Consider the following 23315-nt stretch of genomic DNA (forward strand, 5'->3'; position numbering starts at 1 on the left):
GGGGCCCTTCGGACCTCGCGGGCCTTCAGACCTCGCGCCAGCGGGCCATGGCCCAGGAGAACACCCCGAACAGCATCAGGCCGACGGCGACCGCCACGAGCAGCCAGGGACCGGCCGGGGTGGTGGTGAAGGAGCGCAGGGTGTCGTCGACCCCCTTGGCGCGGCCGGGATCGTAGCGCAGGGCGGCGTGGCAGACGAAGCCGCCCGCGACGGCGAAGACCGCGCCGCGGCAGATCCCGCCGCTCACCCCGAGGAACTCGACCGTGCGCCGCGTGCCCGCCGACGCGCCGCCCATGCGCAGGTGGTCGCGGAAGCGGCGCCTGGCCGCCCGCACGGCGATGCCGACGCCCGCGGCGGCGATCCCGATCCCGGCCGCGCCCACCAGCCATTGCCCGGCGGGCAGTTGGAGCGCCCGTGCGGTCACGTCGCGCGACTGCTCGTCGCCGGAGCCGCCGCCACCGGACCCGGCGGCGAAGGACAGCACGGAGAAGGCGGCGCCCGCGTAGAAGACGGCGCGGGCCGCCGAGGCCAGTCGCTTCCCGGTCCGGTCGCCGCGCGGCCCGGCCGCGCCGAACGCCGCCTCCGAGGCGCGCCACAGCACCATGCCCACGAGCCCGATCCCGACCGCCCACACCAGGGCGCCGCCGAACGGCTGCCCGGCCAGGGTCTCCAGGGCGCCCTGCCGGTCCGCCTCGCCGACGGGCTCGCCGAAGGCGACCCGTACGGCCAGCAGTCCGGTCAGTACGTACAGCACTCCCCGCGCCGCCAGTCCGCAGCGCGCGGTGACCGCCCGGCCCGTACCGCCCCTGGACGCGGTCCGGACCCCCTCCTTCGCGACGTCCGCGCTCACCGCGCTCACACCTCGCCGCGCCAGCCGCCGGTCTCCACCCCGCGCGCCTCGATGAAGAGCTTGAACCGTTTGAGGTCACCGCCGACCTGGCGTTTGACGAAGCCGAGCTTGTCCGCGGCGGTCTCGGCGAGGCCGTCGGGGGCCCAGTTCAGATGGAGTTCTATCCGGGTGGTGGTGGCGTCGACCGGCTGGAAGGTGACCAGCCCGGCCTGCCGGGCCTCGCCGCTCACGCTCATCCACGCGACGCGCCGGTCCGGGAGCTGCTCGGTGATCCGGGCGTCGAACTCGCGCTCCACGCCGTTGACGTTCGTCACCCAGTGCGTGAGGGTGTCGCCGCGCTGTTCCACCCGCTCGACCCCCTCCATGAAGGCGGGGAACTCCTCGAACTGGGTCCACTGGTTGTAGGCCGTCCGCAGCGGGACGTTCACCTCGACGTGTTCTTCGACGTGCGACATCACGGGGTCCTTCCCTCGGCGCTGAACAGTGTGAGGACCCTTGTGCCCCGGACTGCGCGGTCCATGTGCCCGGGGTCCGGGCCCGCCTGGCGGCCGCCCCGCGCGCATTCCACAATGGAACGGTGAACCGGTACGAGCTGGTGTTCAGGAACGCCGGGTCCGCGGAGTCCGACGAGGACGCCGTCGTGGTCGCGCGCACCGCGCAGAAGGGCCCCGGAGGTCACCCCGTGTACGCGGACGAGTCCGGCATCCTGCGCGCGGAGATCAGCGACCAGGGCGAGGTGCGAATCCTCGCCACGGGCGGGCACCAGGACACCACGTCGCCGGTGCGGGCCCGTCCCCTGGAGTGATCCGTCCCCTGGAGTGATCCGTCCCCTGGAGTGATCCGGCGCCCGGAGTGATCCGGCGCCCGGAGTGATCGGCCCCCGTACGAGGGCCCCCGTTCCCCCGCGCCTTCGGGCCGTCAGCGCACCCGCAGCCGGACCCGGACGCTCTTGCCGCCCGTCGCCAGGGGGGCCACCGACACCTGGTCGGCGAGGAGCCGGACCAGCGGCCATCCGAAGCCCCCCTCGGTCGCGCCGCCGTTGGGCGCGCCGGGCCGGATCGGGCGCCCGGCAGCGCTGTGCGGGACCTCGCAGCTGCGGTCGGTGACGGTGATCTCCAGTGCCTCGCGGTCGAGCGCGGCTTCGAAGCCGGCGAGTCCGCCTCCGTGGCGGACGGCGTTGGTGACCAGCTCGGACGTCACGAGCAGGGCGTCGGCGCGGGCCGCCCCGCTCACCGCCGGTCCCGTGTCGGGTCCGCCGTCCAGCAGGGCGGCCACGCGGGCGCGGGCCTCGGCCGCATCCGACGGGGTCACCGGCCCGGTCGTACGCACCACACGCTCGCTCACAGCGATCACAGCCTTCGCACCCGTCCCTCTTCGCTCGTGCTCTCCCGTGCCGTCTGCCCTCCCGCGGCGCGGGTACACCCGCCTGCGGTCCGACGTCTCGCGGCGCCCACCCGTACGCGCCGAACGTCCCGCCGAATAAACATGAGGATTGTTCACTTTCCATTGACAGGCCGGGCCCCGGGACCCGAGAGTTCCGTCATCGAGCGCGCCCCGCGCAGCCCCGCACCCGAGCGAAGCGAGTCCGCATGACTGCGTCCGTACCCGATTTCCCGGCCGGATTCCTCTGGGGCGTCTCCGCCTCCGCCTTCCAGATCGAGGGCTCGCCCACGGCCGACGGCCGGGGCCCCTCCTCCTGGGACGCCTTCACCCGGGAGGCGGGCCGCATCAAGGACGGTTCGCACGCGGACGTGGCCACCGACCACTACCGGCGCTACCGCGAGGACGTGGCGCTGATGTCCGGGCTCGGCGTCGGCGCCTACCGGTTCTCGGTGTCCTGGTCGCGCGTCCTGCCCGCGGGCGGGGGCGAGGTCAACCGCAAGGGGCTGGACTTCTACGACCGGCTCGTCGACGAGCTGTGCGCCGCGGGGATCACCCCGGCGCCGACCCTCTTCCACTGGGACACCCCGCTCGCCCTGGAGGAGCGGGGCGGCTGGCTCGACCGGGACACCGCCGAGCGGTTCGCCGAGTACGCCGCGGTGGTGGCCGGGCGGCTCGCCGACCGCGTCCCGATGTGGATCACCATCAACGAGCCCGCCGAGGTCACGCTCCTCGGCTACGGACTCGGCGAGCACGCCCCCGGCAAGCAGCTCGTCTTCGACGCACTGCCCGTGGCCCACCACCAACTGCTGGCCCACGGCCTCGGCGTACAGGCCCTGCGCGCCGCGGGCGCCCGCGGGATCGGCATCGCCGCCTCGCACAGCCCGATCTGGACGGCCGGTGACGACGAGGCCGACCGCGCCGCGGCCGAGCTGTACGACACCCTCACCAACCGGCTCTTCGCGGACCCGATCCTGACCGGCGCCTACCCGGACGGCCTGGCCGACCTGCTGCCCGGGCCGGTCGCGCAGGACCTGAAGACGATCTCGGCGCCGCTGGACTGGTACGGGATCAACTACTACAACCCGATGCTCGTCGGCGCTCCCCGCAGCGCTCCGGAGGCGGGGGACTTCGGCGGCATCGAGATCCCGTCGGACCTGCCCTTCGCCATCCACCCCATCGAGGGGCGCGAGCGGACCGACTTCGGCTGGCCCGTGGTCCCGGAGGGGCTGCACGAACTCCTGGGCGTCATGCGCGAGCGCTACGGCGACCGGCTGCCGCCGCTGTACGTCACCGAGAACGGCTGCTCGTACGGCGACGGGCCCGACCCCGTGACGGGCCGGATCGAGGACGCGCGCCGGATCGCCTACCACGACGGGCACCTGCGGGCCCTGCACCGGGCGATGTCCGAAGGGGCCGACGTGCGCGGCTACTTCATCTGGTCGATCCTCGACAACTTCGAGTGGGCCGAGGGGTACCGGCAGCGGTTCGGGCTCGTCCACGTCGACTACGGGACCCTGCGGCGCACGCCCAAGGAGTCCTACGCCTGGTACCGCGACCTGATCAGGCGCGGCCGGTGAGCGTCGGGCGGCCCGCCACGGAGGAAGGAGCCGCGAAGGCCCCGGCGGACGGCCGGTGGGTAGGGGCCCTCTCCCTCGCCAACCTCGGTGTCTGGGTGGGCTGGTTCGGCCCGCTGCAGCTGCTGCTGGCGCGGCAGGCGGAGCAGCTCGCGCCCGACCACAAGGCCGCCACACTCGCCCTGGTGACGGGGCTGGGCGCGGCCGTTTCGATGGTGGCCAACCCGGTCTTCGGGGCGCTGTCCGACCGGACCACGGCGCGCGTGGGGCGGCGCATCCCGTGGGTGGTCGCCGGCACGGCGGGCGGCGCCGCCGGGCTGGCCGCCTTGGCCCTCGCACGGAGCGTGCCCGCCGTCATCGCGGGCTGGTGCCTGGTGCAGCTCGCCCTCAACGCCTCGTTCGCCGCGCTCACCGCGGCCGTGCCCGACCAGGTGCCGCGGCAGCGGCGCGGGCTGGTCGGCGGCTGGCTCGGCGTCGCCCAGGTCGTCGGCATCCTGGTCGGCACGGCGCTGGCCACCGTCGCGGGCGGCACCGGCGCCGGATACCTGGCCTGCGCCGTGTTCTCGGTGGTCGCGGCCCTGCCGTACGTACTCATGCGGCGCGACACCGCGCTCGCGCCCGCCGCCCGGCCCGCGTTCCACTGGCGGGCCTTCCTCACCGGCTTCTGGATCGACCCGCGCCGCCATCCGGACTTCGCGTGGGCCTGGCTCACCCGGTTCCTGATGAACCTGTCGTACTCGATCAGCACGATGTACCTGCTGTACTACCTCACCGACGCCGTGCACTACGCCGACGACGCGGACACCGGGGTGCTGGTCCTCACGGCGCTCAACGCGCTCACCATGCTCGCGACGGTGGTGATCAGCGGTGTCCGGTCGGACCGCAGCGGGCGCCGCAAGCCGTACGTGATCCGGTCGGGGCTGGTCATCGCGGCGGCCACCCTGCTGCTCGCCGTGTGGCAGACCTGGACGGGCGCGATCGTCGCCTCGCTGGTCCTCGGCATCGGCTTCGGCGTGTACACCTCGGTGGACTTCGCCCTGCTCACGGACGTGCTGCCGACGGCCCGGGACCGGGGCCGCGACCTGGGCGTCATCAACATCGCCAACGCGATGCCGCAGGTCCTGGCCCCGGTGATCGCGGCACCGGTGGTCACCCACCTCGGCGGGTACACGGCCCTGTACGCCCTCGCGGGCGCGCTGGCCCTGGTGGGATCGGTACTGGTGCGCCGGATCCGCTCGGTGGCGTAGCCGGAGCCGTGAGCGCACCGGCGCCCTACGGCGTGCGCTCCGGCTCCGGGGAACGGGGTGGCGCCGTCGACGGGGGGTGCTCCGCGCCGGGCGACGGCTGTTCCGGGGCCTCGTCCGGGCGGGGCTCCGGGGCGGGGAGGGCGAAGACGCGCAGGAAGAGCTGGGAGAGCGGGCCGATGGCCAGCGCGTAGGCGACGGTGCCGATGCCGACGGTGCCGCCGAGCAGGAACCCGCCCGCCAGGACGGCGACCTCGATCGCGGTCCGCACCAGCCGCACCGACCTGCCGGTGCGGCGGTGCAGGCCGGTCATCAGGCCGTCGCGGGGCCCCGGACCGAACCGGGCGGCGATGTAGAGGCCGGTGGCGACACCGTTGAGGACGATGCCCGCCACCAGCAGCGCGACCTGTGCCACGGCGCCGCGCACGTCCGGGAGCACCGCCAGCACGGCGTCCATGGACAGGCCGACCGCGAAGACGTTGGACACCGTGCCCAGCCCCGGGCGCTGGCGCAGCGGCACCCACAGCAGCAGGACGAGCGCGCCGACGACCACGGACACCGTGCCGATGGTCCACCCCGTGCGCTGCGCTATGCCCTGGTGGAAGACGTCCCAGGGATCCAGTCCGAGGCCCGCCCGGACCAGGAACGCCGAGCTCGCGCCGTAGAGGGCGAGCCCGACGTAGAGCTGGAGCAGCCGACGGGGGAGGCGGCCCGGGGACCGGGGTGCTGCGCTGGACACTGTGGAACCTTTCCGAGGGCCAAAGAACGTATCGTGCCATCATGTGGCACCTCTCCGGGCGCCACACAGGTCCAATTCGACCCGAGTGGCCTTGCTCACGCCCCCGCGGTCAGGGCGACGGACGGATCCGTCCATCATCGTGAGAATCTGCACACTTTGCCCCATTTGCCAGAAATTGGCTCAGGCTGGGGCTGTACCGACACGTTCAGAGCACTGGGAGAGAGATGCGACGCGCACACGGCCGGACGGACTCCAGGCGGATCGCCCTGATCACCACGGGCGCGGCCGCCGCGCTCGCCCTGAGCACCCTCCTCCCCGGCTCCGCCACGGCGGCGGAGCGCCCCGCGGGTCCGGACGCCGGGACCGCCGCGGCCCCCGCCCAGGCCATGCGCCAGCTCTCCTCCTTCACCGTCGACTTCCCCAGCGCGCCCTACCGCACCCACAACATCGCGCGGGCCGTGGCCCTGATCGACGGGGCCGTCGTCCGCCCCGGCGATACGTGGAGCTTCAACGCAGCGGTCGGCGAGCGGACCGAGCAGAACGGCTTCGTCGACGGAATCATGATCAACGACGGCCGCTACGTGAAGGCGCCCGGCGGCGGCGTCTCGGCCGTCGCGACCACGATGTACAACGCCATGTTCTTCGCGGGCCTGGCGCCGGTCGAGCACGGGGCCCACTCGTTCTACATCGAGCGCTACCCGGAGGGCCGCGAGGCCACCGTCGCGTGGGGCACCCTCGACCTGCGCTGGAGAAACGATTCCGGCCACCCGGTCCGGATCCGCGCCACCTCCACCGACACCTCGGTGACCATCACCCTCCGCGGCACTCCGCGCTACGACGAGATACGCGCGACGCAGGGCCCGCGCACCCACGTCACAGCCCCGGCGAAGCGCACGGCCACCGGCCCGGACTGCGAGGCGCAGACCCCGGCCGAGGGCTTCGACGTGGCGGTCGACCGCGTCTTCGTGCGCGGTGGCCAGGAGGTCAAGCGCGAGACGTACCGGACCCATTACACTCCGCGCGACGAGGTCACCTGCCTCCCGGACCCCTCGGCCACCCCCACGTCACCCACGACCGGCACGACTCCCGGCGCCGCACCGACGCCCACGACCACACCGCCGGCCACGCCCCCGGCCGCCCCCGCGCCCAGCGCGACGCCCACCCCCCGGGCCTGACCGCGGGACGTCGATCTTCGGCCACCGGACGGCTCCCCCACGACCGTCCCTGGTCGAGCACGTGCGCGACACCGCGCGTGCTGTGTGCATATTCGCGGTGATTATGCTTTCGACAACCGCGAAATGAATTCCAGGTACCCCCTCGTCCCACATTGACAGTGCGCTCCGCCCTGAGAGTTAATTACTCTTTGGGTGGCCGGATGTGGTCGCACATGGCGGGATCAGGTCAGTCCATGACCGGTCCCCACCCTGCTGGTTGCAGTGAGCTGTCGTCACTGGCGGCGCAGGAGTAGGGGGGTGTGCAGCGTCGTGACCGCAATCGTGATCGTACATTGAGCGGGTATTGGCGAATCCGACTTTCCGTGGGGGATCAATGACCCAGCTCGACTCATTCTCCGTTCCCGACTTTCACCTTCCGTTCGGGAACTCCAAGCATCCGCAGGCCGCCCGGGCGAATGCCGAGGCCACGGCCTGGGCCGTGCAGCACGAGTTGGTCAGCAACGCGGTGGAGCAGTTCGCGGGCATCGGCTTCGGCCACCTCGCGGGACGGGTCAGCGGTGAGGTCCCGTACGAGCGGGTCGTCCTGCTCGCCGAGTGGATGGCGTGGTCCTTCGTCCTCGACGACCAGCACGACCACCTCATCAGGACGGGTGAACTGGCGGCCTGGCGGCCCGTCACCGAGGCCATCACCGAGCACCTGGAGACCGGGCGCAGCGACCGGGCGGCGGCCCTCGGCAATCCGTTGGTGAACGGCTTCATCGATCTGTGCGACCGCATCATGGCCGGGATGGGCGAGGGGAACGCGGCGCGCTACCGCTCCCATGTCCCGCTCATGCTGCACTCGTTGGACCAGGAGGCCGGAAACCGCCGCACCGGCGGCCACCCCTCGGTCCAGGACTACATCCTGATGCGCCGTCACAGTTCGCAGATCCTCCCGATGATGGACATGGTCGAGGCCGGACTGGGCATCGACCTGCCCCAACACGTCCACGATCTGCCCGAGTTCCAGGACCTCACCGCCAGCGCCCTGGACGTCATCTCCTGGGGCAACGACGTCTTCTCCCTGCCCAAGGAACACGCCTGCGGGGACAACAACAACCTCGTCTCCCTCATCGCGGCCCGCGAGGGCTGCACGCTCATGGCCGCCGTCCAGCTGGTGGAGGCCCGCATCCAGGCCCGCATCGAGGAGTACCTGGTCGCGGAGCGACGGCTGTTCCAGGTCGTGGACGCCGACGGCGCCGCCGATCCGTCCGTGCGCGCCGCGCTCGACCGGTACGTGCGCAGCTACGAGGACTGGATGATCGGCGCGGATCTGTGGCAGCGTTACGAATGCACGCGGTACAGCGACGAACGGTTCGCGGCCGGGATGGAGTCTGCGTACACCCGCCCGGACCTGGTTTCCGTGGCATGACAGGGAGTGGGCCCATGACCCAGATCGAACACAACGGCCCCGCATCCCAAGCACCCGTGGTTCCGGGGAGGTTGCCGCTCCTCGGCCACGCGCTCCAGCTGTGGCGGGAGCCGATCGCCTTCTTCGAGTCCTTACGGAACCACGGCGACATCGTCCGGATCGACATCGGCACCTGGCCCGTCCACGTGTTGACCGACCCCGATCACGTCCATGCCGTACTGGTCCAGCAGGCCCAGCAGTTCGGGCGCGGCCGGATCTTCGACCGGCTCCGCCCGATGTTCGGCAACGGCATCGTGACGACCGACGGGGAGTTCCACCGCAAACAGCGCCGGATGATGCAGCCCGCCTTCCACCGCAACCACATCGCCGACTACGCACAGGTGATGTGCCGTCAGGCCGAGGAGATGGCCACGTCGTGGACCGCGGGCCGGGAGGTCTCGATGGTCACCGAGGCCCGCCGCTACGCCCTCTCCTCCGTCGCGGAAATGATCTTCTCGGGGGAGATGAGCCGCCCCGCCGTCGCGGAGGTGCACCGCTCGCTGCCCATCGTCCTGGAGGGCATGCTCGTGCGCGCGGTCATGCCCAAGTTCCTCGACGGGCTGCCCATTCCGTACAACCGCAGGTTCGACGGCGCGGCCGCGCGCCTGCGCCGCATCATCGACGAGGTCATCGCGCGCTACGGCGACGAGCGGGGCGACCGGGAGGACCTGCTGTCCCTGCTGCTCTCCAGCGTGGACACGGAGACCGGCGAGGGGATGAGCGCCGAGCAGGTGCGGGACGAGGTGATCGCCATCATGTTCGCGGGCACGGAGACCTCGGCGACCACCCTGTCCTGGATCTTCCACGAACTCGGCCGCCACCCCGAGGTGGAGAAGCGCCTGCACGCCGAGGTCGACGCGGTCGTGGGCCACCGCCCGGTCCGCCCCGAGGACCTCCCCAAACTGACCTACGCGCACAGCGTCTTCCAGGAGACGCTGCGCCTGCATTCGCCCCTGCTCTTCACCCGGCGTGCGCTCGTCCCGCTGACCCTGGGCGGCATCGCCATCCCCGAGGGGGCCGAACTGGCCTACAGCCCGCACGCGTTGCACCGGGACCCCGCGCTGTTCCGCGACGCCGCGCGCTTCGACCCGGACCGCTGGCACGAGGACACCGGCGAACGTCCGCGCGCCCACCGGTACCTCCCCTTCGGGGCGGGCCAGCACAAGTGCATCGGCGACTCGTTCGCGGTGGCGGAGATCCTGACGGCGGTGGCGAGCGTGGCGTCCCGGTGGCGCCTGGTCCCCGCGCCGGGGGTCACCGTGCGCGAGGTCCCCGCGGGGATCCCGCAGCCCAGCGAACTGCCCATGATCCCCGCGGCGCGACGCTGACGCCGCGGCCCGTGCGGCAGCGGGCCCGGCGACAGCGGAGGGTACACGGTTGTTCTCGTACGGGTGGCGAGATACCGCAAGAATGTGCTTAAGCAGGAACAACTCACCCCTTGGCCCGTACACTCGGGCGCACGCGCTGGAGGGGGCACGAGTGTCACATGTCACGGAACCACGAGGAGGGGCGGCCAAGCCCCTGCTCGAACGGGAATCCGAAGTCCTTGCGATCCACCGCGCGGTGGACGAGTTGTGCGGATCCTCGGGTCAGGGGCTGGGCCCGGCCGCCCGTCGCGGAGGCGTCCTGACCTTCGCCGGGTCGGCCGGCATAGGGAAGACCACCCTGCTGGCGGAGGCCCGGCGGCTGGCGTCCGAGCGCTCCTGCACGGTGCTCTTCGCACGCGGCGGCGAGCAGGAGCGGCAGGTGCCGTTCCACGTGATGCGCCAGCTCATCCAGCCGACGTTCGCCGCCATGAGCGAGGACGAACGGCGCGAGGCGCTCGGCAACTGGTACAGCATCGTCGCCCCGGCCCTCGGGCTCACCGCCGCGCCGAAGGGGCCGACGGCGCCCGACCCGCAGGGCGTGCGCGACGGCCTGGACTGGGTGGTCACGCATTTAGCGGTGCGCAGCGCCCCCGTCGTGCTGATCGTCGACGACGCGCACTGGGCGGACGCCGAGTCACTGGCCTGGCTGACCGCCTTCACGGCCCGGGCGGAAGAACTGGCCATGCTGATCATGGTGGCCTGCCGACCCGACGAGATCCCCGCCGACGCCGCGGCTTTACGCGCCCTGATGGGGCGCCAGGGATCGCGTCCGCACGAGCTGGCGCCCCTCACCACGAGCGCGGTGGCCCGCATCGTCCGCGACGCCCTCGGTGAGGACGCGGACGACGTGTTCTGCCGCGAATGCTGGGCGATCACGGGCGGAAACCCCTTCGAGGTCGTCGAGTTGGCCATGAAGGGCCGCGACCGCGGGCTCAAGCCGCACCAGGACAGCATCTCGCAGCTGCGGGACCTGGCCTCCGCCGTCAAGGGCAGCGGCCTCATCGAACGCCTGGAACAGCTCGGTCCGTCCACCGTGCGGCTCGCCTGGGCGGCCGCCGTCCTGGGCACCGCCGTTCCGACCGACATCGTGGGCGGCGTCGCCGCGCTCGGCGAGGCGCAGGCCGCGGAGGCCATCGCCCAGCTGCGCGACGCACGCATCCTGACGGTGCTGACGAGCGTGCGGCGCAAGCAGGTGGTGGAGTTCTTCCACCCGCTCATCGCCACCGCCGTCTACCGCTCGATCCCGCCCGGTGTCCGCGTCGCCATGCACGGCATGGCCGCGACGGCCCTGGTCGACGACGGCCACGGCGCCGCTGCCGCCGCCCGGCACCTGCTGGAGATGCACCCCGAGGGCGACCCCTGGGTGGTGCAGCAGCTGCGGCAGGCCGCGCGCGACAGCTTCTCCGCGGGCGCTCCCGACGCCGCACGCCGTTACCTGGCCCGGGCGCTGCGCGAACCTCCGGAGGTGGAGGACCGGGCCGAGGTGCTCTTCGAACTCGGCTCCGCGAACCTGCTGCACGATCCCGGCACCACGATCAACCAGCTCAGAGCCGCGCTGGAGGAGCCCAGGACCGAGCAGGGCCTGCGCGAGGCGATCACCTACCGGCTCGCCCAGGCGCTCGGCCACACCGGTCAGCTGGCCGAGGCGGCCGCGCTCCTCGCGGACGAGGCCCGGCGGGCCACCAGCTCGCGCACCCGGTTGCGCATGCAGGCGGAGCAGTTCAAGTGGAACTCGGTCCGGGTCGACGAGGAGAACTCGCCCGCCCGTTCGCGGCTCCTCTCCCAGTTCGCCAAGCGACTCACCGGCCGCGGGCTGCCCGAGCGGCACATCCTGGGACTTCGGGCGTGGGACGCCGTCCTGCGCGGCGAGCCGGCCGCCATCGCCCTGACGTACGCCGAGCAGGCCCTCGACGGCGGTCTGAGCTGGACCGACCAGGACTTCGGTTTCGAGGTACCGGCCGTCGTGGCGCTCACCTTGATGTACTGCGACCAGCCCGGCCGCGCCGAGGAGCTCTTCAATACCGGCATCGTCGAGTTCGAGGCGAAGGGCTGGCGCGGGGCGCACCTGTCGTTCGTGTACACGCTGCTCGGCTACGTCCACTACCGGCGCGGGCGGCTCGCCGAGGCCGAGGACTTCGTGCGCAACGGCCTGCAGATCGCCGATCGCGTCGGCCAGGGCATCCCGGCTCAGTGGTACGCCATCGGCACCCTGATCGAAACCCTGCTGGCCCGGGGGAACACCGCCGAGGCCCAGCGGGTCGCCGACGCCTACAAGCTGGCGGACGGCTGGCCTCCCGCGGTCGTCTATCCGGACCCGCAGGCCGTGTGGGGCAAGCTCCTGCTGGCCAGGGGCAGGATCGAGGAGGGCGAGCACCACCTCGTCTCGGCGGGCCGACGGCTCGACCTGCGCGGAGCGCGCAATCCCTCGTGGAGTCCCTGGCAGCTCGATCTGGCCCTGGGACAGATCGCCCGCAAGCCCGAGCAGGCGCGGGCGACCGCGTCCGAGGCGCTCTCGCGCGCACGCGCCTTCGGGACCTCCAGCATGATCGGCCACGCGCTGCGCGTGGCCGCGGCGACCACCGTCGATCCCGCCCGGGCGGCCACGCTGCTCCAGGACTCGGTGGACCACCTCGAACAGTCCCCCGCGGCCTGCGAACTCGCGTACGCGCTGGTCGACCACGGCACCGCCCTGCACACGATCGGCAGCCGCCACCACGCGGCCCAGCAGCTCTACCGGGGCATGGAGACCGCCGTGGCGTGCGGGGCCGACGGGCTCGCGGCCCGGGCCCGCACGCAGCTCGCGTCGGCCGGTCTGCGGCCGCGCCGGCTGCACACCGCCGAACAGGAGAACCTGACCGTCGCGGAGAACGCCGCCGCCCGGCACGCCGCGCGGGGACTGGACAACACGGCGATCGCCGCGGAGCTCAAGACGGACGCGCAGTCCGTCTCCGAACTGCTCTGCGCGGCCTTCACCAAACTGGGCACCGACCGGGCCGGCCTGCGCCGCGCGCTGGGGGACTGAACCGGTCCACGCCCCCGGAAGGTGTCGGATGGACGTCCGCCCGGGACGCACCCCAGAGGGTGCGTCCCGGGCGGACCCGTCAGATCGGCCGGTCGGGCTGGGTCCGCCAAAAAGCGCACTGGTGCTCCGCCGCGAAGCCCGGGTCCGGCCGCGCCCCGGCGGGACCGAGGGTCAGCACCGGGCCGGTGGGGCCGGCCGCCGGCCACGGCGTCAGGCCCGCCACCACGGGGGTCCCGTAGCGCGCGAAGGCGCCCCAGTACCGCTTCATCCGGGTCGCCAGCGCGTTCTGGACCTCGGTCAGCGGCCGGTCCCCCATGGTGAAGTCGTACAGGTAGGCCAACTCGGCGCTGTGCGCGTTCGACTCGTCCAGTCCCGGCACCTGGGCGCCCGCCAGGGTCGGGGAGTCCGGGTCGTCGAACTCGTAGGCGTAGGTGGGCACCTGACGGGCGAACAGGGCCGTGGTCCGGGCCGTCTGGCACGCGAAGGTCGAGTCCGTCATCAGCGCCGACAGCGCCAGGTACGGGGATCCGTGGGCCGCCACCGGATAGCGGGCCAGCACCTCCGGTCCCGCCGCGCCGTAGGTGTCCAGCACCTCCCGCGCGTACTCCTGCTCCGTGAGCCGGGGCCGCGTCAGCGCCACGAAGAACCGGGCCTCCGAGCGGGTGCTGCCGATCAGCACCGGGACCTTGTTCCAGGCCCCGGCGGCGATCGCGGCGGCCGGGTCCCGCGGGAGCAGCCCGTCGCCCGATGCCGGGCCCGAGGTGGGCAGCGTACGGGCCGCGTCCACCAGCGCCGGGCCGGCGGCGGAGCGCAGGCAGGCGACGACCGCCCCGGGGTCGGCGCAGCCCGCCCGTGCGGCGAAGGCCCGCGCCTCGGAGGCGGCGCGCGCCGCGTCCGGCGTGCGGAGCAGCGTGCACGGCCCGCTCTGCAACGCGGCCCGGTGGAACAGCCCGGCCGCGGCGGGGGCGGCCAGCAGTGCGCACACCGAACCGCTGCCCGCCGACTGGCCCGAGACCGTCACGTTGCCCGGATTCCCGCCGAACGCGGCGGCGTTCCGGCGGATCCAGTGCAGCGCCTCGATCTGGTCCATCAGGCCGAAGGATCCGGAGCGCCCCGGTTCCTCCCCGACCAGCTCGGGCAGGCCCAGATAACCGAGCTGTCCCAGGCGGTAGTTGATGCTGATGACCACGCTGTTCGTGAGCGCGGCCATCGTGCGGCCGCCGAACTGCGTCCCGGTGCCCTGGCTGTACGCGCCCCCGTGCATCCAGAGGATCACCGGCAGCCGCTCCCCCGCCCGGGCACCCCGCGGCCGGTACACGTCGAGGTAGAGGCAGTCCTCGCTCACGGCCAGCGGATCCCGCAGGCCGAACGGCGAGAACTGGAGGCAGGCGGGTGCCTGTCGGTCGGCTTCGCGCACCCCGCGCCAGGGGCGCGGCTGCGCCGGAGCGCGCAACCGCAGGTCGCCGACCGGCGCTCCGGCGTAGGGCACGCCGAGGAACTCCTGCGCGCCGTCGTGCACCCGGCCGCGCAGTGCGCCCTGGGCCACGGCGACCACGGGGCGGTGCGGATCGCGCGGTGCGGCGGCGGCCGGGACCGCGGGGGCGAGCAGCGCGGCGAGGGCCACGAGGGCGCTCAGCATCCGTGCCGTGCGGGGCAAGGGTCTCGGGGCGCCGGACCGGCTGGTCCGGACGGTCCGGGTCGCGGGGCGTGGCATCGGTGCTCCTGGGTTCGAGGCCGTCCGGTGGGGCGCGGGTCGCTCCCCACCGGACGGGTGGTGGGAGGACCTACGGGCGCAGTCCGGCGAGCAGGGCCCGGGCGACGGCGAGGTCGAGGGGACCGGTGTTCCAGTCGGCGTTGATCGGGCTGATGGCGATCTTCCCGGCGCCCACGGCTTCGACGTCGCCGCCGCGGGCCGGGGTGCGCAGGTCCACCTTCACGCCGACCTTCCAGGTCCCGTCGCCCGCATCGGTGAAGTCGGACTTCAACACCGGCTGCGGGTCCTGGAAGGTGGTCGCCACCCCGGCGGGCACGCCCTTGCCGTCGGCGCCGATGACGGGGAAGTTGACGTTGAGGCCGACACCCTCCGGCAGCAGTCGGCCGGAACCGGCCCGCGTGCGCAGCCGGTCGATCAGCTTGACCGCGAAGTCGAGGGTCGGGCCCATCGCGTTGATCGTGGTCACGGGGTCGGGGGCCGCGACGCCACCGGTGCTGAGGGCGATGGCGGGTATGCCGGCCTCCAACCCGGCGACGGCGCCGCCGACCGTACCGGAGTGGGTGGCGAGGGCCGCCACGTTCGGGCCGTAGTTGGTGCCGGACACGACGAGGTCGGGGGCCTTGCCCTCGAAGACCTCGGAGAGGCCGAAGGTCACCGAGTCCCCCGGGGATCCGTCGACGGCCCACACCTTCGGCTCGGGGTGGCGCACCGCGATGGTCGGGGCGTTGGAGCCCTTCGTACCGGCGCCGCTCTGGTTGGTGAGCGGCGCGACGATGGTGACGTCGTGTCCGGCGGCGGTCAGCCACGCGAACGCCAGCCGGATGCCCGGGGCGTTGTAGCCGTCGTCGTTGGTGAGCAGGATCCGCAGCGGCCGGGCGGGCCCGGATGCCGGTACGGCCTGTGACGCGGCGGCGGCGGGCACCGTACCGGCGAGGGCGGGTGCGCAGAGCAGCAGGGCGGCCAACGGCAGAACACGCTTGCGTTGCACGGAACGCTCCTTGGAAGAGGTGGAGATGAGGGGATGGGTGGGTGGGTGGAGGACGGGAGGTGAGGGGTGGGGTGGGGTGGGCTCGGCTGGGCGCCGGGGTCAGCGCACGCTGCGGATCGGGAGGATCGCGAGGGCGCCGATCAGCGAGAGGGCGCCGCCGACCAGGAACAGCGGGGTGTACCCGCCGAGTGCGGTGACGACGGCCGAGGCGACGAACGGGGCGATGATCTGCGGCCCGGCGTTCGCGATGTTCAGGACGCCCATGTCCCGGGCGGCGTCCTCGGCCCGCGGCAGGACCAGGGTGACGAGCGCGGTGTCGACGGCCATGAAGCAACCGAAGGCCAGCCCGTTGAGCGCGCTGAAGACGAGCATGCCGGTCCAGGTGGGGCTGATGACGGGGACGACCATCACCAGCCCGGCGAGGGCCGCCGACACCCCGACGAACACCTTGCGGCGGTTCCAGCGGTCGGAGAGCATCCCCCCGACCACCGTGGAAACGGCCATGGCGACCATGGAGACGGGGGTGAGCACGGCCATCGCGTCGGGCGGGGTCAACCCGTCGGGCAGCGCGATGTGATCGTCCAGGATGTACAGCTGGTAGCCGACGACCGAGAAATAGCCGAGGACCATCAGGGCCCGGCCGATGAAGGCCCAGCGGAAGTCGTGGTGGCCGAGCGCGGAGAGGAACGCCTTGACCTGCGCCCCCTTGGGCGCGGGCGGGGCGTCGGCCGCGGGCGCGGCCGGGCCCGCGGTGCGCGGCAGGTCCCGGCAGAAGGCGGTGAGCAGCATCGCGGCCGCGGCGATCACCCCGCCGAAGACGAGGTACCCGGTGCGCAGGTGGTCCGCCGCCTGGGAGGCGATCAGTACGCCGACCGTGCCGCCGATGGGCAGGCCCAGCCCCACCACCGCGGAGGCCGTGCCGCGCCGGGCGACCGCGATCCGGTCGGGGACGATCGCGGTGACGGCGGCCTGGTAGACGTTCATGGTCGCCTGGATCAGGCACCAGCCGATGCCCACGAGCAGCGCGGTGGTGACGCTGCCGAGGAAGGCCAGGCCCGCGAGCGAGCCGAGGGCGCCGCCCAGGATCCAGGGGCTGCGGCGGCCGCTGCGGTCGGAGAGGGCGCCGGCGATGGGGTTGAAGGCGGTCGCGAAGATCGCGCTGACGCCGCCGACGAGGCCCAGGACGGCGACCTTGTCATCGCCGGCGATCGCGGCGATCTGGGTGGGGAGCAGGATGGAGCCGACGCCCATGTACACCGCCATCATCGCGGAGTTGGCGACCAGCAGGAGCATCAGGAGTCCCCGTCTGTGGGGCGGTTCGTGATCCGCCGGTACGGGCGGATCGATCAGCTCGTTCGTGACCATGACGACTCCTCGGGGGACGGAGCGGGGAGGTGGCGTGGGGCGTGCGGGGCGCGCTCGGGGAGCACGCGGCGGGTGGCGCGAAGTGCCGCCGGGGTGCGCGGGTTGACGAGGTGCGCGGGGTGCGGAGGTGCGCGGGGTGGCGAGGTGCGCCGGTTACGGAGGTGCGGGCTCCGCGAGCGCGGGGGTGGAGCCGTGGGGCGACGCGGCGCGCTCGACGTGGTCGACGTGGTCGATGTGTTCGATGTGTTCGACGTGGTGGTTCACATGCCGTGGTGCGACGCGCTCGGGGTGCTCGACGCGAGAGGGGTAACACGATGTTGTTACACGTGTTACTTCCGGCGTCTGGACACTGTGTAGCACCACATTCGGGCCCCCGCCAAGACCTGATGCGGGGCGATGCACAGATCGTGACCCACGACCGAACGGCACCTCGGACACGTGTAACTGGCCGGTCACGGCCCCTGACCAGGCCGGTCGCGGCCTAAAACCCTCTTGCCCTTGTGGTGGCGGTCACGCATCCGCAATACTCCGTGCCGCAGCGCGACGCCCCGGCCCGGGCCGGACCCGGACCGGCCTCTTCCGCTCCCCCGCCGTCGCCGCCGCCTCCACCCCCCGCTCGCCCGCCGCACGTTTCCGGACGCCCCGGGCCCCGCCCCACGCGGCTCTTCCGCGAGCCTTCCGCGGTCCGCCGCGACCGGCCCGCGCCCGATGCCGCGCGTCCGCCCACCCGCTCACCGAGCGCCCCCGCCCCACCCCCCGCCATCCGCGAGTCGACCCCGAAAGGCCCGCCATGCTGCGCCCCGCCGTCCCCGCGTCGCCGCCGCCCTCCCACGCCCCCGTCCCGACCCGGCCGCCCCGTCACCATCTGCCCGCGGAGCCGCCCCGGCGCGCCCTCGTCGCGGGCGCGTCGCTCCTCCTCGTCCCCCTGCTGGCCGGATGGCTCCTGCGGGTGGACGAACGACCCTTCTTCCAGGGCCTCGACGACACCTGGGCCCGCTCCGCCGGGGGCTCGTCCACGGGCGCCGCCACGGAGTTCGCCCTCGCCCTCGACCGGCTCGGCGGGCCGCTGGGGCTGATCCTGCCGCTGATGTTGACCGGCTGCCTCTGCGTGTACGGGCGTTGGCGCTCGGCGCTCTTCGTCCTCGCCACGAACGTCCTGGCCAACATCCTCGTCGTGCTGCCCCTCAAGGACCTCGCCGACCGCCCCCGCCCCCCGCACACCTGGGTCCTGGTGAACGACGGCTCGTACCCCTCCGGCCAGGTCTTCAGCGCGGTCGCCCTGGTCTTCGCGGTCGCGGTGGTGGTGGTCCCGCCGCGCGCGCGGCGCTGGTGGTGGCTGTTCGGCGCCGGGTACGCGGCGGCGATGATGTGGAGCCGCACCTGGCTGCACGCCCAGTGGGCCAGTGACACCCTCGCCGGCGCCCTCGTGGGGGCGGGGTCGTGCCTGCTCCTGTGGTGGGCGTTCGCCCGACCGCTGGCCACGGAGGCGGAGCGGACGGCGGCCAACACCCTCTGGACGTGAGCGCCGCGCAGCGCGCCGCCCGGAGCGCCGCCCGACGCGCAGCACGATATCGCGCATGATTGACGATCGTTGATTTTCCGCCATACTCTCGACGGGTCGGCGCGCGCCCGGCGCGCGACCCAGGAAGGATCGGCTCATGGCTCACACCCCAGGCCCGGACGAGACGATGGTGGACCTGCCCGCCGGGAGGCTGCGCGGCGCGGTCGAGGACGGGCTCACCGTCTTCCGGGCCGTGCCCTACGCGGCCTCCCCGGTCGGCGAACTGCGCTGGCGGCCCGCGCGGCCGCACCCCGGGTGGAGCGGCACCCGGGACGCCACCGCGGACGGCCCCAGCGCTCCGCAGATGTACCGCGAGGGAGGCGACCCGGTCCTCGGCGGACACGGCGAACCCCCCTTCGACGAGGACTGCCTCACCCTCAACGTCTGGACGCCCGCGGTCGACGACGCGCGCAGGCCGGTGCTCGTCTGGATCCACGGGGGCGGTTTCGTCTCCGGCTCCGGGTCGCTGCCCGCCTACTCCGGCGCCACCTTCGCCCGCGACGGGGACCTCGTCGTGGTCGGCATCAACTACCGCATCGGACCACTGGGTTACCTGCACCCCACCCCTGAGGACGGGTACGGCGAAGCGGACGGGGACGGCGCCGCGCGACCGGCCGGGGGCAACCACTGGCTCGGCGATCAGCTCGCCGCCCTGCGCTGGGTGCACGAGAACATCGCCTCCTTCGGCGGCGACCCGGACTCCATCACCGTCGCGGGCCAGTCGGGCGGCGCGGTGTCCACCGCCGCACTCGCCGGAGCGCCCGGGGCCACGGGCCTGATCCGGCGGGTCATCCTGATGAGCCCGCCCTTCGGGCTCGACTTCCCCTCGCCCGAGGGTTCCCTGGAACGCACCGCCGCCTACCTGGAACTCGCCGGGGCCGAGAGCCTCGCCGAGCTGCGCGCGCAGGACTGGCCGGCCCTGATCGCCGCGGCGGGCGGGCTCTTCGCCCGGACCTCGCACTGGGGGTACTGGCCCACGCCGTTCCTGCCCGTGATCGACGGGGTCACCCTCCACCGCCACCCGGCCGAGGCGCTGCTGCACGGGGCCGCGGCCGGGATCGAGGTACTGATCGGCTGGACGCGCGAGGAGGCCAACTTCGGGTTCGCCCTCGACCCGGGCCACGCGGACGCCGACCGCGAGCGGGTGACCGCCAGGATCGCGGAGACCTTCGGCGCCGGAGCCGCCCCCGACGTGTACGCGGCGTACGAGCGCACCCGGCCCGGGGCCCGTCCCGTCGACGTCCTGATGGACCTCATCACCGACGAGCTGTTCCGGATGCCCGCAGTGCGGCTCGCCGAGGCGCGCGCCGCGGCGCAACGACCGGTGTGGGCCTACCAGTTCAACCTCCCCTCCGTCGCCTACGAGGGCCGGCTCGGCGCCGCGCACTGCCTCGAGCTGCCCTTCGCCTTCGACAACTTCGAGCAGTGGGCGGGCGCCCCCTTCGTGGCCGGGCTGGCTCCCGCCGTGCGCGACGGCCTCGCGCACACGATGCACCGGGCGTGGATCGCCTTCGTCCGCACCGGCGACCCGAACCACCCCGACATGCCGCACTGGAGCCCGTACGGGTCGGATACCCGCACGACGATGCGCTTCGACTCGGTCGTCACCGCCCTCGACGACCTCGCCGGGGACTCCCGGCGGCTGCACGAGGGCGCACTGCGCAGGCTCACGTCGTAACGGGGGCGCGGGGGCCCACCCGGGCGTTGCACGTCCGGGCGGGCCCCCGCTCCGTTGATCTAACTCGTGTAACCTTCGAAGGGAGAGCATCGGATCGAGCAAAAGGAGCGTCGAGGGACGCCATGGCCAAAGACCTTCCCGCCCCGGCCTCCCTGACCAGTGCCGACGTGGCCCGGCTCGCCGGGGTCTCGCGCGCCACCGTCTCCTTCGTGCTCAACGACACCCAGGGCCACCGCGTGAGCGCGGCGACCCGGGAACGCGTCCTCGACGCCGCCCGGCAGCTCGGCTACGTACCGCACGCCGCGGCCCGCTCGCTGCGCGCCGGGCGCAGCAACCTCGTGCTGATGCCCGCGTCGATCTCGGCCGTCGGCCGACTGGTCAGCGACTGGGTGGACGACCTGCACAGCGAGCTCGACCGGCACGGCTACACCGCCGTCCTGCACGCGGGGCGCTTCGCCGATCCCCTCGACGCCGCCCGCGCCTGGGCCGAGCTGCGCCCGGCCGCCGTCATCGCCATCGACGGAGACCGGCTGACCGCGCAGGCCGCCGACCTGCTGCACCGCGCGGGCGTGCGCGGGACGCTCGCCTTCGCCTCCCACCCCGTGCCCGGCGTACACACCATCGGCTTCGACCACGCCCTCATCGGCGCCACCGCCGCCGAGCACCTGATCGCCCGCGGTCGGACCCGCATCGGCGTGGTCATGCCGCAGGAGCGGGGCCTCGCCACGTTCGCCGCACCTCGGTTGGCGGGCGCCGAGTCCGTCGCGGCCCGGCACATGGCCACCGTGACACCGGTCGAGCTGTCCTACACCCGCGGGTCCGCGACCGCCCTCGCCCGGCGCTGGGCCGACCTCGCGCTGGACGCGGTGTTCGCCTACAACGACGAGTACGCCGCGCTGCTGCTGCACGCGCTGCGGGCCGAGGGGATCGTCGTACCGGACGACGTGGCGGTCGTGGGCGCCGACGACCTGGTCCTGTCCTCGCTCCAGCAGCCCGCTCTGACGTCGATCCGGCTGGACCTCGCCTCGCCGGCGCGGGTCGCGGACGCCGTGCACGAGCTGATCACGACGGGGACGACCGCCCCGATACCGCGGACGAAGGCGGTACTGGTGCACCGCCAGACCTCGTAACGGCCCCTGCGGGTCAGCGGGTCAACGGCTTACCGGGACGGGCTCGGGCAGCGGGTCGGGCGCGCCCGTGGCCGCCCCCCGGCGGTCCCGGACGCGGGCGGCCTCGCGCCCCAGCGCGGGTGCGCACAGCCACCAGGCCAGCAGCCCGGCCCCCGCCCCGGCGGCCGCGCCCGCGAAGGTGTCGCTGATCCAGTGGGCGTGCAGCCACGTACGGCTCCACATCATGGTCAGCGTGAAGAGCGCCCCGCCGATCCACCAGCCCCGGCGCCGCGCGGCGGGCACCAGCAGCGCGCCGACGAGGACCACCAGCAGTGCGGCCCCCGCGGCGTGTCCGGACGGGAAGGAGCCGTGGTCGACGCGGACCAGGGGATCGGCCGGTCGCGGCCGGTCCACCAGGTACTTGAGTCCCTGGACGACGACCATGTTGCCGAAGAGGTAGGCGCCGAACAGGAAACCCGCCGACACCCACCGCGCGCGCACGAGCAGGAGGACGAGGAGGGCGAGCGGCACGACGACGCCGGCCGGGCCGCCGAACCAGTTCAGGACCGCCGCGACCCAGGCGTACGGGCCCTCGTGCGGGCCGCCCATCCAGGACAGCCAGCGGTCGTCCGCGCCCTGGAAGGGCGGGGCCGCCGGATCCCGCCGGACGACGAGGCCGAGCCCCACGGGCAGGCCCAGCAGCAGGAGTCCCGCGATCAGGACGCCGGGGCGGCGCCGGACGGGTCTCCGCGGGGGTTCGGAGTCGGGAGCGGTGGCGGGGGCGGTGGGGGCGGGGGCGGTGCGGGACTGGCGGGTGACCGGGTTATTGGACATGGCTGCCTTGTTCGTCGTTCGCTGTGCGTTGCTCGTTTTGCGTTGCTCGTGCTCGTTGCTCGTTTTGCTCGTCGCTCGCCGTTCGTCGCTCGGCCGAGGTGAGCCCGCGCGGGGGCGCGGCCCGTGCGGGCCGCGCCCCCTCCTGGCGGGCGTCGGGTGGTGACGACCGCTCAGGCGCCCGCGCCCAGGTGGCGGGCCAGGAACGCGACGCTGTCCGCGACGATCTGCGGGACGTCCGGCGAGCCCAGGAAGATGTGGTCGGCGTCCTCGACGGGCTCCAGGACGACCTCGCCCCCCACCTGTGACAGGGCCTCGGCGAGCAACTCGCTCTGGCTGTAGGGGACCAGCCCGTCCTGCCGACCGTGGACGAGCAGGAACGGCGGCGGGTTCGAGCCCGCGGTGACGTGCGTGACGGGGCTGGCGGCCCGCGCCAGGTCCGGGCGCTCGGCGACGGGCGCACCGAGCAGGGCGACGTACGGGTCGGGGAATTCGACCCCGGGCGCCGCCGGCAGCTCCGGCATCGGGTGGTCCGACAGGGCGACCAGGTCGGAGATGCCGTACCAGTCGACGACCGCGCGGACCGCGGTGTCCCCGGCGCCCACGCCGTGCGCGCCCTCCAGGGACTCGCCGTCCGCGCTGTCCGGGCCCACGAGGCCCGCGAGCGCGGCCAGGTGGCCGCCTGCGGACTCGCCCCAGACGCCGATCCGGTCGGGATCGATGCCGAGGACTCCGGCGAACTTGCGGACGTAGCGGATCGCGGCCTTCACGTCGTGCAGTTGGGCCGGGAAGGGGGCCTCCAGGCTGTGCCGGTAGTCGATGGAGACCAGCGCGAGTCCGGCTCCCAGCACCGATCCGTGCAGCAGTGCGGCCGGCACGGTCGGCGGCGGGTAGCGACGGTCGCCGTCCATCCAGCCGCCGCCGTGGATCCAGACGACCGCCGGGAAGGGGCCCTCGCCCGGCGGCACCTGGACGTCGAGCAGCCGGGGGCGGTAGCCGGGCGTGGTGGCGTAGGTGATGCCGTCGTGGCGGCGGACCCCGTGCTCGTCCGTGACGGACGGGACGGGCGCCTGGTAGGGCGGGGGCGGCCAGGTCATGTCGGGCATGTCGGCTGCGGGGGGAGCTTGCGTCATTGCGGCCCTTCCAATTCTGCGCGGCCTCGGCACGGGCAAGACTTCGTAACGTATGTCCGAATTGCTTGCGCAGGGTACCCGGGAGGCTTAACGTGTTACACGTGTAATCACGACTCTAGCGACGCGTTTCCG

General features: G+C 73.5%; 19 protein-coding genes. 10 read left to right on the forward strand and 9 right to left on the reverse strand.

The window, feature by feature from the left end; translation table 11 throughout:
• Positions 1-25: 25 nt before the first annotated feature.
• Positions 26-850, reverse strand: a complete 825-nt coding sequence (locus ACFWAR_RS05720) for a DUF1206 domain-containing protein (protein ID WP_385773418.1) — start codon at positions 848-850, stop codon at positions 26-28.
• 5 nt (positions 851-855) lie between these two features.
• Positions 856-1305, reverse strand: coding sequence for an SRPBCC family protein (locus tag ACFWAR_RS05725; RefSeq protein WP_385773420.1), 450 nt, complete (start codon positions 1303-1305; stop codon positions 856-858).
• A gap of 122 nt (positions 1306-1427) precedes the next feature.
• Here ACFWAR_RS05725 and ACFWAR_RS05730 point away from each other — a divergent pair, with 122 nt between their 5' ends.
• Complete coding sequence (locus tag ACFWAR_RS05730) at positions 1428-1655, forward strand: DUF6296 family protein (RefSeq protein WP_385773422.1); 228 nt, start codon at positions 1428-1430, stop codon at positions 1653-1655.
• Positions 1656-1768: 113 nt separating this feature from the next.
• Here ACFWAR_RS05730 and ACFWAR_RS05735 read toward each other — a convergent pair whose 3' ends face one another.
• Positions 1769-2161: an ATP-binding protein gene (locus ACFWAR_RS05735; protein ID WP_385773424.1), complete on the reverse strand. Its 393-nt coding sequence runs from the start codon at positions 2159-2161 to the stop codon at positions 1769-1771.
• A 278-nt stretch (positions 2162-2439) separates the two neighbouring features.
• On the opposite strand from ACFWAR_RS05735, the gene ACFWAR_RS05740 reads away from it, so the two are divergent.
• Both ACFWAR_RS05740 and ACFWAR_RS05745 read left to right on the forward strand, forming a co-directional pair.
• A complete protein-coding gene (locus ACFWAR_RS05740) occupies positions 2440-3810 on the forward strand; it encodes a GH1 family beta-glucosidase (protein ID WP_385773426.1) in 1371 nt (456 codons plus the stop codon).
• Positions 3807-5054 (forward strand): MFS transporter, encoded by a 1248-nt coding sequence (locus ACFWAR_RS05745; protein WP_385773428.1) that lies wholly within the window; start codon positions 3807-3809, stop codon positions 5052-5054. Before ACFWAR_RS05740 ends, ACFWAR_RS05745 begins: the two co-directional genes overlap by 4 nt.
• A gap of 25 nt (positions 5055-5079) precedes the next feature.
• On the opposite strand, the gene ACFWAR_RS05750 is transcribed toward ACFWAR_RS05745, so the two are convergent.
• Entirely contained in the window at positions 5080-5790 is a 711-nt protein-coding gene (locus ACFWAR_RS05750) for a YitT family protein (RefSeq protein ID WP_385773429.1), read from the reverse strand.
• Between the two features lie 224 nt (positions 5791-6014).
• Here ACFWAR_RS05750 and ACFWAR_RS05755 point away from each other — a divergent pair, with 224 nt between their 5' ends.
• From ACFWAR_RS05755 to ACFWAR_RS05770, 4 genes are all read left to right on the forward strand, one after another.
• On the forward strand, positions 6015-6965 hold the full coding sequence (locus ACFWAR_RS05755) for a VanW family protein (protein ID WP_385773430.1): 951 nt from the start codon (positions 6015-6017) through the stop codon (positions 6963-6965).
• Positions 6966-7338: 373 nt separating this feature from the next.
• Complete coding sequence (locus ACFWAR_RS05760; protein ID WP_385773431.1) at positions 7339-8376, forward strand: terpene synthase family protein; 1038 nt, start codon at positions 7339-7341, stop codon at positions 8374-8376.
• A 14-nt stretch (positions 8377-8390) separates the two neighbouring features.
• A complete protein-coding gene (locus ACFWAR_RS05765; RefSeq protein WP_385773432.1) occupies positions 8391-9743 on the forward strand; it encodes a cytochrome P450 in 1353 nt (450 codons plus the stop codon).
• Between the two features lie 151 nt (positions 9744-9894).
• On the forward strand, positions 9895-12804 hold the full coding sequence (locus tag ACFWAR_RS05770; protein ID WP_385773434.1) for an ATP-binding protein: 2910 nt from the start codon (positions 9895-9897) through the stop codon (positions 12802-12804).
• A gap of 79 nt (positions 12805-12883) precedes the next feature.
• Here ACFWAR_RS05770 and ACFWAR_RS05775 read toward each other — a convergent pair whose 3' ends face one another.
• The 3 genes from ACFWAR_RS05775 to ACFWAR_RS05785 all read right to left on the reverse strand — a co-directional run bounded on the left by ACFWAR_RS05775 (position 12884) and on the right by ACFWAR_RS05785 (position 16871).
• On the reverse strand, positions 12884-14518 hold the full coding sequence (locus ACFWAR_RS05775) for a carboxylesterase/lipase family protein (RefSeq protein ID WP_385773436.1): 1635 nt from the start codon (positions 14516-14518) through the stop codon (positions 12884-12886).
• Between the two features lie 70 nt (positions 14519-14588).
• The gene (gene surE, locus ACFWAR_RS05780) at positions 14589-15506 is read right to left on the reverse strand and encodes a 5'/3'-nucleotidase SurE (protein WP_385773438.1); all 918 of its coding nucleotides are present in this window, start codon (positions 15504-15506) and stop codon (positions 14589-14591) included.
• Positions 15507-15605: 99 nt separating this feature from the next.
• Positions 15606-16871 carry an MFS transporter gene (locus ACFWAR_RS05785; protein ID WP_385773440.1) on the reverse strand — a complete coding sequence of 422 codons (1266 nt, stop codon included), beginning with the start codon at positions 16869-16871 and terminating at the stop codon, positions 15606-15608.
• 790 nt (positions 16872-17661) lie between these two features.
• On the opposite strand from ACFWAR_RS05785, the gene ACFWAR_RS05790 reads away from it, so the two are divergent.
• From ACFWAR_RS05790 to ACFWAR_RS05800, 3 genes are all read left to right on the forward strand, one after another.
• Positions 17662-18393 carry a phosphatase PAP2 family protein gene (locus ACFWAR_RS05790; protein WP_385773442.1) on the forward strand — a complete coding sequence of 244 codons (732 nt, stop codon included), beginning with the start codon at positions 17662-17664 and terminating at the stop codon, positions 18391-18393.
• Between the two features lie 136 nt (positions 18394-18529).
• Positions 18530-20110: a carboxylesterase/lipase family protein gene (locus tag ACFWAR_RS05795; protein ID WP_385773444.1), complete on the forward strand. Its 1581-nt coding sequence runs from the start codon at positions 18530-18532 to the stop codon at positions 20108-20110.
• Between the two features lie 122 nt (positions 20111-20232).
• On the forward strand, positions 20233-21240 hold the full coding sequence (locus ACFWAR_RS05800) for a LacI family DNA-binding transcriptional regulator (RefSeq protein ID WP_385773446.1): 1008 nt from the start codon (positions 20233-20235) through the stop codon (positions 21238-21240).
• 21 nt (positions 21241-21261) lie between these two features.
• Here ACFWAR_RS05800 and ACFWAR_RS05805 read toward each other — a convergent pair whose 3' ends face one another.
• Positions 21262-22053, reverse strand: a complete 792-nt coding sequence (locus ACFWAR_RS05805) for a phosphatase PAP2 family protein (protein ID WP_385773449.1) — start codon at positions 22051-22053, stop codon at positions 21262-21264.
• Between the two features lie 170 nt (positions 22054-22223).
• A complete protein-coding gene (locus ACFWAR_RS05810) occupies positions 22224-23183 on the reverse strand; it encodes an alpha/beta hydrolase fold domain-containing protein (RefSeq protein ID WP_385773451.1) in 960 nt (319 codons plus the stop codon).
• Positions 23184-23315 lie beyond the last annotated feature (132 nt).

The organism is Streptomyces sp. NPDC059917, from assembly GCF_042730635.1.
Classification (GTDB): Bacteria; Actinomycetota; Actinomycetes; order Streptomycetales; family Streptomycetaceae; genus Streptomyces.